This is a genomic window from Sphingomonas alpina, from assembly GCF_014490665.1.
Classification (GTDB): domain Bacteria; phylum Pseudomonadota; class Alphaproteobacteria; order Sphingomonadales; family Sphingomonadaceae; genus Sphingomonas; species Sphingomonas alpina.
Genome location: NZ_CP061038.1, coordinates 476,347 through 491,941 on the forward strand (window position 1 = coordinate 476,347; position 15,595 = coordinate 491,941).

A 15,595-nucleotide genomic window follows, 5' to 3' on the forward strand; every position below is an offset into this window, starting at 1 on the left:
CTCTATTCCGATCACAATGACATTGTCGCAGCCAGCCAGGCGGACCTCGGGGCTGAACATGATCAGCTGTCCGGCGGGAATGGCGACGATTATCTGTCGATCGGTTATGGCGACGATGCCGATGGCGGCACCGGGTGGAACACGCTGGGGCTGTCGCTGGCCGGCGCGACGAGCGGGGTAACGATCGACACCGCATCGATCATCAATGGCGGGCCGTTCTCGCTCGGCGGGGGCACGATCCGCAACATGCAGTCGGTCAAGACGATCTGGGGATCGGGCTATGGCGATACGATCACCATCGCCAATCAATCGGCCATCGTGACGATCTTTGCCGGGGACGGCGACGACACGATCAATGGCAGCAGCGGCGCGGACACGATCCATGCCGGTGCGGGAGCGGACATCGTCAACGCCGGCGACGGCGCGGACCGCATCTATATCGATGCCGCGACCGAGGTCGGGGCCGGCGAGCAGATCAACGGCGGCAACGGCTTCGACACGATCTTCGTCAACAACAAGATCGGCCTCACGGACCTTTCCGGCGCGACGTTCACGGGGATCGAGCAGCTCAACGGAACGTTCGCTGGCCAGATCGGCGTCGCGACCACCCAGCTGAACAATATCATCATCAACGGCAGCTATGTCTTCATGAACGGCGGCACCGTCTCGCTGACAGGCGTGGCAGTGATTGGCACCACCTATTTCTATCTGTCCGATGCCGGCAACCGGATCGACCTGAACCAGCTCGTCGGTTTCGATTCACCTCCAATCTTCCAGATCATCGGCGGCGCCGGGGACGACACGATCATCTCTGGCAGGTTCGGCACCAGCTTCGGCATGGGGGGGAACGATACGCTCATCGGCAGAGACGGTTACGACGTTCTCAATGGCGGCGATGGCAACGACCGGCTCGACGGCCATAGCGGCGGCGATCAGCTGATCGGCGGCAAGGGCGATGACTACTTCATCATCGACGAAAGCAGCGACACGGTGCTGGAATATGATGGCCAGGGTAACGACACGGTCGAAAGCTCGATCTCGATTTCCTTCACCCAGTCCGTCTTTATCGAGACGCTGATCCTGACCGGCACGGCGAATATCGATGCGACCGGTGATGCGCGAGCCAATATGATCATCGGCAATGCCGGCAATAATCGCCTCGATGGCGGCGCCGGCGCCGACACGATGCAGGGTGGTGCGGGCAACGACACTTATTATGTCGATGTCGCCGGCGATTCCGTGCTGGAGGCGGTCGGCGGCGGCACCGACATCGTGTTCGCCGCGAAAAGCTTTGCCCTGGGTGCCGGGCAAGAGATCGAGACGCTGGCGACGGCCAGCGATGCCGGCACCGGCCTCATCGATCTTACCGGCAATGAGTTCGCCAACACGCTTCGTGGCAATGCAGGCGCCAACCGGCTCGACGGCGGGGCCGGCGGCGACCGGCTTTACGGCGGCAAGGGCAACGATACCTATGTCATCGACAACAGCCTGGACCGCGTGATCGAGCTTGATGGCGAGGGAACGGATACTGTCCTGAGCTCAGTGAGCTTTTCGTTCAGTGGCCTGACCGGGCTGGAGAATCTGACGCTGACCGGCAGTGCGGCGATCAACGGCACGGGCAATGCGCTGAACAATGTGCTGATCGGCAATGCAGCGGCGAACATCCTCGATGGCGGCGCCGGCACCGACACCATGCAGGGCGGCTTGGGCAACGACACCTATTATGTCGATGTCGCCGGGGATGTCGTCCTCGAGGGCGTTGGCGGCGGCAGCGACACCGTACTCGTCGCGCGAAGCTATGCGCTGGCGGCGGGGCAGGAGATCGAGACGCTGGCGACGGCCAATGATGCCGGGACCGGCTTCATCAACCTGACCGGCAATGAATTCGCCAACACGCTGCGCGGCAATGCCGGCGGCAATATCCTCGATGGCGGTGCCGGCGGCGATCGGATGTATGGCGGGCTGGGTAACGATGTCTATGTCGTCGATCACAGCCTGGACCGGGTGATCGAGCTCGACGGCGAAGGCACCGATCTGGTGCAGAGCTCGATCAGCTTCTCGCTCAATGGCCTGACCGGGCTGGAGAATCTGACGCTGACCGGGGCAGCGGCGATCAATGGGACCGGCAATGCGCTCGCCAATATCCTGATCGGCAATGGCGCGGCGAACATCCTCGATGGGGGCGCCGGCATCGACGCGATGCAGGGTGGCCTGGGCAACGACATTTATTATGTCGATGTTGCCGAGGATATCGTCCGCGAGGCGATGGGCGGGGGCAATGACACCGTGCTTGCGACGCGCGCCTATATTCTGGGCGCCGGGCAGGAGATCGAGACACTGGCGACGGCAAATGATGCCGGAACCAGCTTCATCAACCTGACCGGCAACACGTTCGTCAACACGCTGCGCGGCAATGCCGGCGGCAACCGGCTCGACGGCGGTCTGGGCAGCGACACGCTCACCGGCCTGGGCGGTGCTGATACGTTCGTGTTCGACACCGCGCTCGGCACCGCCAATGTCGATACGATCACGGACTTCGTCCATGGCACCGACCGGATCGAGCTCGACCAGTCGGTCTTTGCGGGGCTTGGGCTGGGCACGCTCAGCGCCAGCGCGTTCAGCAACGGACCTGCCACCACCGCGGATCAACATATCCTGTACGACGCGGCGACCGGCACCCTGTCCTATGATGCCGATGGGTCGGGTGCGGGCGCGGCGATCATCTTCGCCACCCTCGCCAATCATCCCGCCACCATCACCAGCGCCGACTTCCTTGTCGTACCGTGATCGACGAGCAACGATACAAATGCCGGTTTCCATGTGCGCCGGTTGACTCAAGCCATCCCTCGCTCCAGCCTGATGCGATATGCAGCCTCGCTCGCCTTCATCTCGTTCGTTTGGTCCATGACGGATAAGGTTGTCGCACATGCAAGGAAAGTGGTGCCCACGCTGACGCAGGAGCAGCGTGACGCCCTCGCATGGGCGTGGGAGCTTGGCGATGGCATGACATACGACCATGAACATCGCGTCGGGCAAACCCTCCATGCGCGAGGGTTGGTCAATAACGCGCAACATCTAACGCCGCTTGGCCTCGCGGTTCGACAATTGATTCTGGAGCAGGATCCGGGCGCAGGCCGCTGATACTCTGGCCCTCTGCAGACTAGGCATCCTCTGCCGCTGCGGGGAGGCCGGCGCTTCGATTTCCGGTGCCTTACAGAATTGACACACCCTCTTTCAATTGCCCGCCTGCCGCGACACAGTACGGGTCATCGCATCGCAATCCGGGGGAACCCATGACCAGTTTGACTCGCCGCGAGGCGCTTGCCGCCTCCACCACCGCAACGCTGGCCGCCACGATCGCCGCGGCGACACCGGCCTGGGCTTTAGAGTCCGGGGCGCTGGGCGCCGCGACGGCACCGACGGCGAACGGTGCCGCCTGGGACCTGTCGGAAATCTATCCCGATGACGCCGCTTGGGAAGCCGCGCGCAAGGGGGCGCTCACTGCCGTGCCGTCGCTGACTGCCTGGCGCGGCAAGCTCGGCGACAGCGCCGAGACGTTGGCCAAGGCAATGGTCGCCATCTCCGACATGGGCCGGACGATTGCGAGAATCTATGTCTATGTCAGCCTCAAGGCCGATGAGGATGTCCGCGTCTCCGCCAATCAGCAGCGCCAGGCACAGGCGATCGATCTCTACACCGCCTATGGTGAAGCGGTGTCCTGGTTCTCGCCCGAGATACTGGCGATCGGCGCGGAGAAGATCGAGGGCTTCATCGCCGCCAATGCCGTGCTCAAATCGCGCTTCGATTTCTCGCTGCGCAACACCTTGCGCCAGGCCCCGCATACGCTGAGTGCGAACGAGGAAGCCTTGCTCGCCAGCACCAGCGCGCCGCTCCAGGGGCCGGAGGATATTCGCGGCCAGCTGGTCGCTTCCGACATTCCCTGGCCGACCATCACTCTGTCGACCGGCAAGTCGATCCGGCTCGACGACCAGGGCTATACGCTGGTGCGCGACGCACCCAACCGCGCCGATCGCAAGAAGGTGTTCGACACCTTCTGGGCGACCTATGGCCAGTTCCGTAACTCGCTCGGCGCTGCCTATCTGTCGAAGCTCAAGGCCGATGTGTTCGACATGAAGGCGCGGCGGTACAAGACGTCGCTCGCCGCCTCGCTGTCGGGCAATGACGTGCCCGAGGCGGTGTATCGCACGCTGGTTGCCGAGACCAACAAGGGCCTGCCCGAACTGCACCGCTATTTCGAGCTGCGCCGGCGCCTGCTCAAGCTGCCCGATATGGCTTATTACGATATTTATCCGCCGCTCGTGTCGCTGGAGCGCAAGGTCACCATCCAGGAAATGCGCTCCGTCGTGCTCGAAGCGGTCAAGCCGCTCGGCCCCGATTATGTCACGCTGCTGGGCAAGGCGACGGCAGGAAAATGGATGGATCCGCTGCCACGCCCCGGCAAGCGCTCGGGCGCCTATATGAACCCCGGCGCCTATGACGTGCATCCCTATCTGCTGCTCAATCTGGGCGAGAATTATGAAGGCATGACCACCTATGCGCATGAATGGGGCCATGCGATGCACTCGCTGCTCGCGGCCAGAGCGCAGGTCTATGACAAGGCCGACTATCCGCTGTTCACGGCCGAGATTGCCTCGACCTGTAATGAGCAATTGCTCGCCGCCTATATGGTCGGCCGTGCCAAGACGAAGGAAGAGAAGCTCTTCTATCTCGGCCAGCAGCTCGAGGGGATTCGCGGCACCTTCTTCCGCCAGACCATGTTCGCTGAGTTCGAGCTGGCCTGCCACGACAAGGCGGAAGCGGGTGAGGGGCTGTCAGGCGAAGCCTTCAGCGCACTCTATCTCGACCTGCTCAAGCGCTATCACGGGCCGAAAGTCGCGATCGACCCGGTCTATGCATCCGAATGGGAGTATATTGGCCACTTCTATTCGAGCTTTTATGTCTATCAATATGCCACCTCGATCTCGGCCGCGTCCTATTTCGCGCGCTCGATCCTGAAGGGCGGGGCGAAGGAGCGGGACAATTATCTCGGCGTGCTGAAGGCCGGCGGATCGGATCATCCGGTCGCATTGCTCAAGCGTGCGGGGCTCGATATGGCGTCGCCGGCGCCGTATCAGGCGATTATCGCGACCTTCAAGGATACGCTCGACCAGTGCGAAGCGTTGATGGCGTAAAGGGGATGACAAGAATGCGAAGCCTGGTCTGGATGAGCGCCGCGACGGTATTGCTGACGCTCTCTGCATGCGATTCCGCGCCTGCGCCGGTCGCGGACGACGATAGCGCGACCAACATTGTTGCGCCCGCCCGGCCCGCCTTCGCGGCCGATCTGAACGAGGCGACGACGGCGATCGAGGGAGCCGGTGGTCCGTGGAAGGGCGGTACGGTCAAGGATGGCATCCGCGATACGACCACCGGCGGGACGATCCGCACGATCACCGCGACCGGTGGTCTGGCCCAGGTCTTCGCACTGCCCGACGGCAAGGCGTGGCAGGTCCGCCTGATCAGTCGCCCGAAGACCGGTTGCAGCGAATCCGCTCCGCTCAAGGCTGCGTTGCCCAATCTGGTCGCGACGCTCGCGCCCGCCACGCCGCTTTCCGTGGCGGATCGGAACGCGATCGGCGACGACCTGGCATCGACCGCGCCGAAAACGCATGACCTGACCGCGATCCGCATCATCGTGTCGGGCGGCTGCAGCCACAGCATGACGCTGACCGCGCTCTGACGAGGGTTTGAAAATGCGCTGAAGGGTACCGCCCTGGAATTCGCTTTTCCGCGAATTCCGACAAACACCGATCCGCGACCGTCCGTTAACCATTTATCGAAGCGTGGCGGGGCATGGCTGACGGTCGATGATGCGCCGTTCCCTGTCCTTTGCCGCACTTGGCGCGCTTGCCGCGATGGTCTTTGCGACGTGGATGCATTTCGGTGTGCTCAACCCGGCCAATGTCGGCTGGCTGATCGATGGGCATGACCGCGGCCAGAGTGCGATCGGGCTCGCTGCCTATCTGCGCGCCGGCGGTCCCTGGCCTTTGCTGCACCAGCCTTTGCTGGGTGCGCCGGAGGGGATGACATTGTTGTTCACCGACAGCATCCCGCTGCTCGGCATCCTGCTCGGCCCGGTCGCGCGCTGGCTGCCGCCGGGGCTGCAGTTCCTCGGCCTGTGGTATCTCGCCTGCATCATTCTGCAGGTCGGCTTCGCCTGGGCGATCGTCCGGCCGCGCGCGCCGGACGGCATGAGCGCGTGGCTGTGCGCCGCGCTGCTTGCGCTGATGCCGGTGCTGATCAACCGCTATGGCCATGCCAGCCTGTGCGCGCAGTGGCTGATCCTGTGGGCGCTATGGCTTCATCTCGATCCGTTGCGGTCGCGCTCGTCTTTCTGGTGGGCGGCCGTGCTCGGTACTGCCGCGCTGGTCCATTCCTATCTGCTGCTGATCGTCGCGGCGATCTGGGCGAGTGCGATGCTGCGCGCGCTATGGGTCGAACCGCAGCGCCGGCGCACCCTGATCGGCGCGCTCGGCGTGGCGGCGCTGGCGGTGGCGATCGTCGCGCTGCACGGTGTGCTTGGGCAGCGTTTCGCATCGACCGGCACCTATGGCGCGTTCCCGGTGGCGCTCGACGCGTGGTGGAACCCGGCCAATCCGTCCTATTCCGCGCTGCTGCCGTCATCGCCCGATGACGGGCATGGTTTTGAAGGTTTCCAGTATCTCGGTGCCGGCCTGATCGCTCTGGTACTGATCGGGATGGCCTGGTCGGCGGCAGGCGCCACACGCCTTGCGACGCCTGCCATGCCGGGGGATGCGCTGCGCCGCCTGACCTGTCTGGTGCCCGCTTTGCTGGTGCTGGCGGTCGTCGCCATCGGGCCACAGCCCAAATTCTGGGGCGTGCCGTTATGGACTTTCCATCTGCCCCCGGCGCTGACCGACGCGCTTGACCCGGTCCGCGCAGGAGGGCGCCTGTTCTGGCCGGCAACCTATACGCTGGCGGTCGCCGCCTTGCTGGTCGTCTGCAGCATGCCGCGCGCGACGCTCATCCTTGCTGGAGCGCTGGCGCTGCAGCTGGTCGATCTGATGCCGATGCTCGCCGCCGTCCGTGCGACCAGCGCTGCGGCCGACTCGTCCGCCCACTATCATCGCACCCGCGACCCACGCTGGGATGCGCTGATCGCGCAGGCAGGCACGATCGATTTCCAGCCGCCCAATCCCTTTGCCGATCTCGCGCTGATGGAGGAGGTGACCTGGCGCGCGGTTCGGCTGTGCCGTCCGGTTCGCTTCACCTATGCCGCGCGCGAGACCGCCGGGATGCGCGCGCGCCTCGATGCCGAGGCAAGGGACTTTCAGGCCGGGCGGATCGAACCGACACGACTCTATGTGCTGCTCGATGGCAAGGTGCCGAGGGTGCTGGCCGGGCGCGTGCAGCGGCTCGACGGCATCGCGATCATTGCGCCGACTGCATCTCCCTTGCCGCCGGGGTGTCGCCCTTAGTCGTTCGTCCCCGCCCAGCCGGGCAGATGCGCCGTGTCATGGCCGTTGGCGAATGCCAGCGCATCGGACAGCGCCTGCCCGAAATGGCTTTCGAGGTGCCCTGGCTTGATCCGCCGTCGGAGAAAGTCGGCCCACAGGAACTCGGCATAGGGCGTATCGACCTTGGCGTACCCGCCCGCGCGTCGCAGCGCGCCGGCCAGCGACCGGTACGGATCGTCGGTCAGGTCCGTGACCTTTTTCGGGATATCGTCATAATCCTGACGGATGCCCTTCGCGTCGAACGGATGCAGCCAGTTGCGATTGTCCATGAAGGTGATGAAGGCGGGCCGGGCGAGTGCGCTCAGGTCGGCGATGACATGGACAAGGACGTGTTTCACGCCCTCCAGATGCAGCGCGAGCGCAAGATGGTGATTGTCGATCAGATAGGCCCGGTCCTTCGGCCCGAGCACCACCGGCAGCATGTGGCGGCCGAGATAATCGGGTCCCTCGCGGTCGGCGCGCTGGCGCCATTCCTGGCGCTTGCGCTCGACCTCGCGCAGGCCGACCGTGATCTGTGTCGGACGCAGGTCGGCGATCGCGCGCGGGTGCAATAGCGGCTCAGGATCCTGGATCATCGACAGCTTCCATTGGAACGACGGATTGCGGCAGGCTGGCGACGGCGTCGTCCACGCTATAGCTGGATCGCACGGCGAGGTCATGGGCTCCGGCCGCCGTCAGCAAGTCGCGCACTCTGTCACGAACCCGGGCGAGCAGCAGGCGGGCGCCGTTCATGCGCAGGCGCGCATCGAATTCGATCAGCGCATCGGCCGCGCTGCTGTCGATATCGAAGCTTTCCTCCAGGCTGACGATCACCGTGGTGACGGTCTGGTCGGCCGCCTGCTGGTCGGCGATCAGGGCAAGCACCGCTTCGGCATTGGCGAAGAACAGCGGCTCGGCTGGCCGCCAGATCGCCACGCCAGGGACGGCGCTGGCCTCGGGATGGCGGGCAAGGTCGACAAAGTTGCGCGAACTGCCCAGCCGCCCCAGCCTGACCAGCTGTGGCGAGGCAAGCCGGCGCACCAATGCGGCGATCGACAAGAGTATCGCGAGCAGCATGCCGTTGAGCACGCCGAGTGCGAGGACCCCGATTGCCGCGCCGATCGCCACATACTGGTCGCGTCCAAGGCGCCAGAGGCGGACGATCGGCTGCGGATTGAGCGCGTGGGAAAGCGCCGCGATGACCACCGCCGCCAGCACCGGCTGCGGCAGATGCGCGACCAGCCGAACACCGGCCAGCATCAGCAGCGCAAGCCCGATCGCCGCGATTGCGCCGGCAGCCCGCGTCCTGGTTCCGGCCGCCTCGCTGGCCGCGCCGGCGGAGAAGCCTGCGCCGACCGGCAGTCCCTGCACCAGCGCCGAGGCGAGGTTGGCCGCGCCGAGTGCGGCAAGCTCGCGATTGGGCTCGATCCGGTCGCCATGGCTCAGCGCCAGTGCGCGCATCGTGCCCCAGCTTTCCGCGAGCAGGATGAGGACCAAAGGGATGACGAGCTCGGCCAGCCCCGTGAGCATCGGATAGGGGATATGCGGCAGCGTCGGCAGTGCGATGCTCAGGTCGATCAGCCCGACCGTCGCAACCCCGTGTCCCGGCAGGTCGAACAGGATCGAGGCGGCGATGCCGGCTGCCAGCACGATAAACGCCCCCGGAACCGAGGGCAGGCGCCGCAGCGCGAGCAGCAGGAGCAGCGCGGTGGTCCCGGTAGCGATGCTGGTCCAGTTCCAGGCGCCGAAATCGGACAACAGGCCGGCGATCAGCTCGAAGACATTGCCCGCCTGCGGGCTGACGCCGAAGACCAGCGGCATCTGCTTGAGGATGATGGTGATTGCGAGGCCAAAGGCGAAGCCGCGCAGCACCGGCCGGGACACGAAACCGGTCAGCCCGCCAAGGCGCGCTGCCGATGCGGCCAGAAAGGCGATGCCGACCAGCGCGACTGTTATCGTCGCAAGTGCGATCTTCACGGCAGGATCGGCGGTCAGCGTGCCGAGCGACGCGGCCATGATCGCCGCCGAGGAGGAAGTCGGTGAGACGATCGCGAAGCGGCTGCGGCCGATCGCTGCATAGACCAGTGCGCCGACGATCGCCGCGAGAATGGCATGTTGCGGCGCGAGCCCGGCGATGCCGGCATAAGCGACCGCCTCGGGCAAGATCAGCCCGGCGACCGACAATCCAGCGATGAGATCGGCTCTGCGCACCGTGCGCTGCTGGCTCATATTGCGCCGTTCAGGGAGGGGCGCAGGGCGCGCTTCATCGAGTCTCTCCTGATCCGCCGGCCAAATCTGCGCCGCTTTTGGTGGGAGAGCAACTGACGCAATGAGCGCGACGCTATCGTGGGCGGCTTTTCCTGGTGAGAAGGGGGCCCCTTTCAATATCCGCCAAAACGGACCTCCAGCCGTTTGAGCGCACCGTCGAACTGTTTCAGGGCACGGTTGTGATCCTGATCTTGTGCGTAGGACGATGCGCGCATTGAACGACAGCTCGATGTGACGATAAACTCCGGATCCGGGCCCGCAATAGCGGTGTGGACTTGCACCAGCTTGCGTATCCGCTGCCCATATCTGGCCTCATATTGTTTACCATATCGCTGGCGACGCGCGGCATCGCAAAGCCTGCTGCCGCTTGCCTCGGCACTTGCCCAATAAAGCTCTTCGGACAGATTAGCCCTTGGGGAGGGTTGGCTGCCAGTGCTCACCACCTGGCCGATTGCCAGGGCCAAATATGCGAACGAAAGCATCTCTTTCCTTCCCATGCACTTTAGAATGACCAATCCCGAGCAATTTGCCGTCGATATCTGCAACGGACCGTTAATGGGCGCTCGATCCTGGTGGTGCCCAATGTTGTCAGATTTAGATTAAATATTTGATATATAACGAATTATCTGGATTCTCGTCGATGCGGCGACGGGAGATATGTTACATCTCCGGTGTAACATATCTCTCCCGCCTTTGGCGTTGCCCCTCAGCATTGTTGCCGGCCGCGATTCAACCATCGCACGGGACCAGGCATGCCATCCCGTGCCGGACTTGTCCCGGCGCGCTCTTTCTTAGTGTCGAAAACAACATTGCCGCTGCGCTGTCCGCGCAAAGGCTTCCTGCTAGCTGAGCTGCTCGTCCAGGCTGCGGGTACGCGAGGTAACCTCGTCGCCGGTATGTTTGGTCGAAGCCGGTTCGATCAGCAGCACCCAGCATTCTTCGTCCGCGACGGGGTTATGCCGCACGCCGCTCGGCACGGTCAGGAAATCGCCCTGTGACAGCTCGACCGGGCCATCCTCGAACTCGATCCGCAGCGATCCCTTGACGATGTAGAATAGTTCGTCCTCGCCATCATGCGCATGCCAGACAAACTTGCCTTTCAGCTTGGCCACCTTGAGCAGCTGGTCGTTCACCCGCCCGACCACCTTGGGCGACCAGTAATCGGTCACGCGGTCGAAGGCTGCGGTCAGGGTGGTGGGGGAAAGCATCGTCTCTGCTCCGGGATCGTCTTCAATTGGCATCATTCGCGCATCCGGTTTCCGGTGCAAGCCGGGGCGGTCCCGATAGCGCTTGTAACGGATCGCATATCATGACCATGAACCGGGCCATCATTGCGGTGGCCGGCGCTCGGCCAGAACCGCGATTGCCTCCGACGTGATTGGACTTCCCATGGGTCAGCTACGCACCGCCAACAAACGGCGTAATCGCGCCCTCGCACGCCCTCTCGCCAAGCCCATCGTCGCCGCGCCGGCGAAGGTGAAAACGGTCAAGACCGCGAAGAGCGCCACGACCTAGCCTCTATACCGCATCGCCACATCGCAGCGTTCGTAGCGCGCGCCGAAGTCGCGCATGATCTCCGCATCGTGCGCGAAGCCGAGCTTTTCATAAAGATGGATCGCGGCGGCGCATTTCGAGCTGGTCAGCAGATAGAGCGTCTCGACCTCCATCTGGCGGGCGCGGCGTAGTATCGCCGCGAGCAGATACTCGCCCGCCTTGCGGCCGCGGGCGGATTCGAGCACGCCCATCTTGGTCAGCTCGAACCGGCGCTCGCCGGTCTTCTGCAACGCGCAGGCGCCGATGATGCCGAGGTCCCTCGCTTCAGCGAACAGAATCACCCCGCCCGGATCCATGATCCGCGCGCGGGGGTTTTCCAGCACGTCGCGGTCGGTCTGCTCGATACGGAACATCGATGCGATCCATTCGGCATTGATGTCGTGGAAATCGCGCGCCAGTTCGTCGGAGAATTCGCGGATCGTCAACCCCGACACCGGCCCGGCCAGCGCGCGCTGCTCGATCGAGTTGTGATCGAGCGCGTCCTCGATCGCCGCGATCTGCTCGAGCAGCGGGCCGTTCAGCCCGGCGCATAATTCGACCACCGCCGCGTCGATATGCGGCCAGACCTCGCGCTTCGATCGCACCATTGCGTCACGACCGGCTGAGGTCAGCGACAGGGATCTGCGTCGCTGGTCGCCCGACATGGCGATCGTCTCGATCAGGCCGAGTTCGACCAGCCTGGTGATGTTGCGCGTGATCGCCGGCTGACTGAGGCCCAGTTTCTCGGCCAGTACGCCAACGGTCAGCGTTTCGAAGCGGTCGAGCGCGATGAGGATCGGGTATTGGCTTGGCTGGATCGCCAGGCCGGCTCGCTCGGCGATGCTCGCGACATCACCCTGCATCCGTTCCGCCAGCCGTTTCAGCCGGCTGCCGAGGAACAGATACCCCATTTCCTTCATGATGTCGTTCGTCATGCCGGTCGCTCCATTGAGTCGATAGCATGTTATATACCCTGTTATGTAATTGCAAGTGAAGCTGGATCGAGCGGTCACTTGGGATGCTTCCCGGACGAGGGCCTGGGCCCAGTCGCGGGACAGGAGGTAATTGGCGTTGCGCCCGTTCCCTCGACCTTATCCTCCTGGGCCCCGGCCTCGCCGGGAAAGCGTACCGAGGGTTCAGGTCTGCACCGGATCAGGTGTCTTTCATTGCCTCGATCAGTTTCTTGACCTCTTGGCTGCGGCCGCGTGGCAGGATCAGCACGTCATTGCCGCTGGCGACGACGATCAGATCCTGCACGCCGACAATGGCGATCCGCACACCGTCGCTGCGCACCAGGCAATTGGTGGTGTCGATCGCGACGACCTCGCCGCCGTCATGACCGGCATGGGCATGGCCGTCGACATCGGCGCTGAGTGCATAGAGCGCGTCCCAGCTGCCGAGATCGCTCCACCCCATGGCGACCGGCACGACGGCGACGCGCGCGGCCTTTTCCATCACCGCATAATCGATCGAATCGGCAGGGGAGGCGGCGAAGGCATCGGCGTCGGGATAGACCCGGTTCCCGTCATGCCGGGCCTTGTCCATCGATTGTTGCGCCGCGACCAGCATGTCGGGCGCAAAGGAGGCGAGTGCGTCGAGATACATGTCGGCACGGAACAGGAAGATGCCGCCGTTCCAGGCATGGTCGCCGGCAGCGAGCATCGCCTCGGCCTTGTCCAATGGCGGCTTCTCGACGAAGCGCGCGACTTTGTGCACGCCCTTGGCGATCTCTTCTCCGACCTGGATCCAGCCATAGCCGGTCTCAGGGGCGTCGGGTGCGATGCCGAAGGTCACCAGCCACCCTTCCGCGACAAGCGGCATCGCGGCATGGATTGCGGCATGGAATGCGTCGACATCGGCGATGACATGGTCCGATGGCATGATCAGCAACGGCGCCGGTCCGCCGCCCGCCGCGATCGCGGCAAGCGCGATGGCGGGCGCGGTATTGCGGCCCATCGGCTCGAGGATCACGGCTTGCGCACCGGCCTCGACCGCGTCGAGCTGCTCGTCGATCATGTCGGCATGCCGGGCATTGGCCACCACGATCGGCGCTGCGAAACGCTCGCCGGTGGCGCGCCGCGCGGTCAGCTGCAGCATCGTCTCCTCGGCGGTCAGCGCGAGCATCTGTTTCGGGCATTCGGGCCGCGACATCGGCCAGAGCCGCGTACCCGATCCGCCCGAAAGGATGACGGGAACGATCGGTCTGGAAAGCGGCATTCGAATCCTCCTGTTGCGCGCTATCCTTAGGGCCAGGCGCGCATCAGACAACTCTCCTCGATCAAGCCCGATCCCCGCAGGCTCAATCTTTATGCAATTCGCCCGACATCAGCCCCCCGTCATCGCGCAGCGGATCGAGACTGGCCGTCACCAGTTCGGCCAATGGTTCTCCTTGCAAAGCTGCAGCTCCATCGTTCGGCGATTCAATACCGAAGCGGATCATGCCACCGCGGAACTCGACGAAACGCATGCATGCTGTCCGCCCCGCTCTTTCTCATCGCTGGAAAACCAATCTTCTCGCACGAGCTGTTCTGTCGATAACAGCCAGCCTCGTGGCTGTTCCTGGCTGTTATGCTGGCTGTTCCGTTGGCTGTTAACTGGCTGATAGCTGGCTGTTCCTGAGCGCGATGGATTTAGCCAAGAATTTGAAATAAAACAATAAATCCGAAAATTCTAACTGCCGGCGAAAAATTCGCCGAAATATCAGCCAGGAACAGCCAGCGATCGCCCACCGGCCGGATCGGATAGGTCGCAAACGCACCATCTTCCGGAATGCCGATCTGCCATGGCCGCAAGGGGAAGGCGGCGTTCAACCTTTATTTGTCAATTTCTGCGACAGCGGATCGCACGTGTCGGAAAAATTTACACGGACCGCTGGGACTCGACGTAATGATCAGGCTGTTCAAGCACTATATACCGCATGCCGTGCTGTTGCTCGGCCTGTTCGATGTCGTGTTGCTGCTGGCCGCGGCCGAGTTCGGCTGGATTTATCGCGCAAACCAGATCGAGATGCTGGTCGAACCGATTCACACCCGCATACCGCAATTGCTCACCTTCGCCGTGTCGCTCGAACTCGCGATGATCGCGGTCGGGGTTTATGGCGCGAACTCTCTGCAATCGTTGCGCTACGCCGCGGCGCGCCTGGTTGTCGCCATTTCGCTGGGCGTGATCTTCCTCAGTGTGATCTTCTTCGTCATGCCGGCGATCACCTTCTGGCGCTCCAACCTGCTCTATTCGATGGGCGCGGCGATGATATTGCTGGTCGGCCTGCGCATCCTGCTCGGCAAGATGATCGGCGGGCAGGCGTTCAAACGCCGGGTCGTCGTGCTCGGTGCCGGCGCCCGCGCCGCGCGGTTGAAGGCGCTTGCCGCGACGCCCGGCGCGGGGTTCGTCGTGGTCGGCTATGTCTCGATGAGCGAGGCGGCGCGGGTGATCCCGGAGGCGATCGCGCGCGATGCGATCTATAATCTCGCCGATCACGTCGTGTTGCTCAATGCCAGCGAAGTCGTGCTCGCGCTTGAGGAGCGCCGCAACGCGCTGCCGCTCAAGGACCTTCTGCGCATCAAGACCACCGGTGTGCATGTCAACGAAATCTCGACCTTTCTCGAACGCGAAACGGGCCGGGTCGACCTGCAGAGCGTCAATCCGAGCTGGCTGATCTTCTCCGATGGCTTCTCGTCTGGACGGATGCTGTCGAGCGTGTTCAAGCGCCTGTTCGATATTGCCGCGAGCGCGCTGCTGCTCACGCTGACCGCACCGGTCATCCTGCTCACCGCGATCGCCATCAAGCTGGAGAGCAAGGGCCCGGCATTCTATCGCCAGCGCCGCGTGGGGCTGTACAGCGTCGGGTTCGACTGCATCAAATTGCGCTCGATGCGCCAGGATGCCGAGATCGGCGGGCAGGCGGTCTGGGCCGAGAAGGACGATCCGCGCATCACCCGTATCGGCCGCTTCATCCGCAAGGTGCGAATTGATGAACTGCCGCAGACCTGGTCGGTGCTGAAGGGCGAAATGAGCTTTGTCGGCCCGCGTCCCGAACGGCCGCAATTCGTCGACGATCTCGAGCAGCAGCTGCCTTATTATGCCGAGCGGCATATGGTGAAGCCGGGCATCACCGGCTGGGCGCAGATCAACTATCCCTATGGCGCGTCGATCGAGGATTCGCGGCAGAAGCTCGAATATGACCTTTATTACGCCAAGAATTATTCGCCCTTTCTCGACATATTGATCCTGCTGCAGACGATCCGCGTCGTGCTGTGGCCGGAAGGCGCGCGGTAACG

Annotated in this window: 15 protein-coding genes; 7 read left to right on the top strand and 8 right to left on the bottom strand. The window is 63.7% G+C overall.

Annotated elements, in window-relative coordinates; genetic code table 11:
- The first annotated feature begins 246 nt into the window (after nucleotides 1-246).
- From H3Z74_RS02135 to H3Z74_RS02155, 5 genes are all read left to right on the top strand, one after another.
- Nucleotides 247-2,787 (top strand): beta strand repeat-containing protein, encoded by a 2,541-nt coding sequence (locus tag H3Z74_RS02135; RefSeq protein ID WP_187762377.1) that lies wholly within the window; start codon nucleotides 247-249, stop codon nucleotides 2,785-2,787.
- 117 nt (nucleotides 2,788-2,904) lie between these two features.
- Nucleotides 2,905-3,141 (top strand): hypothetical protein, encoded by a 237-nt coding sequence (locus H3Z74_RS02140; protein WP_187762378.1) that lies wholly within the window; start codon nucleotides 2,905-2,907, stop codon nucleotides 3,139-3,141.
- A gap of 152 nt (nucleotides 3,142-3,293) precedes the next feature.
- Nucleotides 3,294-5,192 (top strand): oligoendopeptidase F, encoded by a 1,899-nt coding sequence (pepF, locus tag H3Z74_RS02145; protein ID WP_187762379.1) that lies wholly within the window; start codon nucleotides 3,294-3,296, stop codon nucleotides 5,190-5,192.
- Nucleotides 5,193-5,206: 14 nt separating this feature from the next.
- On the top strand, nucleotides 5,207-5,740 hold the full coding sequence (locus H3Z74_RS02150; protein ID WP_187762380.1) for a hypothetical protein: 534 nt from the start codon (nucleotides 5,207-5,209) through the stop codon (nucleotides 5,738-5,740).
- Between the two features lie 130 nt (nucleotides 5,741-5,870).
- Entirely contained in the window at nucleotides 5,871-7,499 is a 1,629-nt protein-coding gene (locus tag H3Z74_RS02155) for a DUF6311 domain-containing protein (RefSeq protein ID WP_229726828.1), read from the top strand.
- Here H3Z74_RS02155 and H3Z74_RS02160 read toward each other — a convergent pair.
- The 4 genes from H3Z74_RS02160 to H3Z74_RS02175 all read right to left on the bottom strand — a co-directional run bounded on the left by H3Z74_RS02160 (nucleotide 7,496) and on the right by H3Z74_RS02175 (nucleotide 10,993).
- Nucleotides 7,496-8,113: a ParB-like protein gene (locus tag H3Z74_RS02160; RefSeq protein WP_187762382.1), complete on the bottom strand. Its 618-nt coding sequence runs from the start codon at nucleotides 8,111-8,113 to the stop codon at nucleotides 7,496-7,498. The genes H3Z74_RS02155 and H3Z74_RS02160 overlap by 4 nt on opposite strands.
- Nucleotides 8,097-9,746, bottom strand: a complete 1,650-nt coding sequence (locus H3Z74_RS02165) for a SulP family inorganic anion transporter (protein ID WP_187762383.1) — start codon at nucleotides 9,744-9,746, stop codon at nucleotides 8,097-8,099. The genes H3Z74_RS02160 and H3Z74_RS02165 overlap by 17 nt, the downstream gene beginning before the upstream one ends.
- A gap of 152 nt (nucleotides 9,747-9,898) precedes the next feature.
- Nucleotides 9,899-10,267: a hypothetical protein gene (locus H3Z74_RS02170; RefSeq protein ID WP_187762384.1), complete on the bottom strand. Its 369-nt coding sequence runs from the start codon at nucleotides 10,265-10,267 to the stop codon at nucleotides 9,899-9,901.
- A 360-nt stretch (nucleotides 10,268-10,627) separates the two neighbouring features.
- Nucleotides 10,628-10,993 (bottom strand): cupin domain-containing protein, encoded by a 366-nt coding sequence (locus tag H3Z74_RS02175; RefSeq protein ID WP_187762385.1) that lies wholly within the window; start codon nucleotides 10,991-10,993, stop codon nucleotides 10,628-10,630.
- 166 nt (nucleotides 10,994-11,159) lie between these two features.
- Here H3Z74_RS02175 and H3Z74_RS02180 point away from each other — a divergent pair, with 166 nt between their 5' ends.
- A complete protein-coding gene (locus H3Z74_RS02180) occupies nucleotides 11,160-11,300 on the top strand; it encodes a hypothetical protein (protein WP_187762386.1) in 141 nt (46 codons plus the stop codon).
- Here the strand turns inward: H3Z74_RS02180 and H3Z74_RS02185 are convergent.
- From H3Z74_RS02185 to H3Z74_RS02200, 4 genes are all read right to left on the bottom strand, one after another.
- Nucleotides 11,297-12,253: a bifunctional helix-turn-helix transcriptional regulator/GNAT family N-acetyltransferase gene (locus H3Z74_RS02185; protein ID WP_187762387.1), complete on the bottom strand. Its 957-nt coding sequence runs from the start codon at nucleotides 12,251-12,253 to the stop codon at nucleotides 11,297-11,299. The two genes, H3Z74_RS02180 and H3Z74_RS02185, sit on opposite strands and share 4 nt — an antisense overlap.
- 217 nt (nucleotides 12,254-12,470) lie before the next feature.
- Entirely contained in the window at nucleotides 12,471-13,469 is a 999-nt protein-coding gene (locus H3Z74_RS02190) for a mannose-1-phosphate guanylyltransferase (protein ID WP_229727045.1), read from the bottom strand.
- 148 nt (nucleotides 13,470-13,617) lie between these two features.
- Entirely contained in the window at nucleotides 13,618-13,785 is a 168-nt protein-coding gene (locus H3Z74_RS02195; protein ID WP_187762389.1) for a hypothetical protein, read from the bottom strand.
- A gap of 163 nt (nucleotides 13,786-13,948) precedes the next feature.
- Entirely contained in the window at nucleotides 13,949-14,128 is a 180-nt protein-coding gene (locus H3Z74_RS02200) for a hypothetical protein (protein WP_187762390.1), read from the bottom strand.
- Nucleotides 14,129-14,204: 76 nt separating this feature from the next.
- Between H3Z74_RS02200 and H3Z74_RS02205 the strand changes: the two genes are divergently transcribed.
- Complete coding sequence (locus tag H3Z74_RS02205; RefSeq protein ID WP_187762391.1) at nucleotides 14,205-15,593, top strand: TIGR03013 family XrtA/PEP-CTERM system glycosyltransferase; 1,389 nt, start codon at nucleotides 14,205-14,207, stop codon at nucleotides 15,591-15,593.
- The last annotated feature ends 2 nt before the right edge of the window (nucleotides 15,594-15,595 follow it).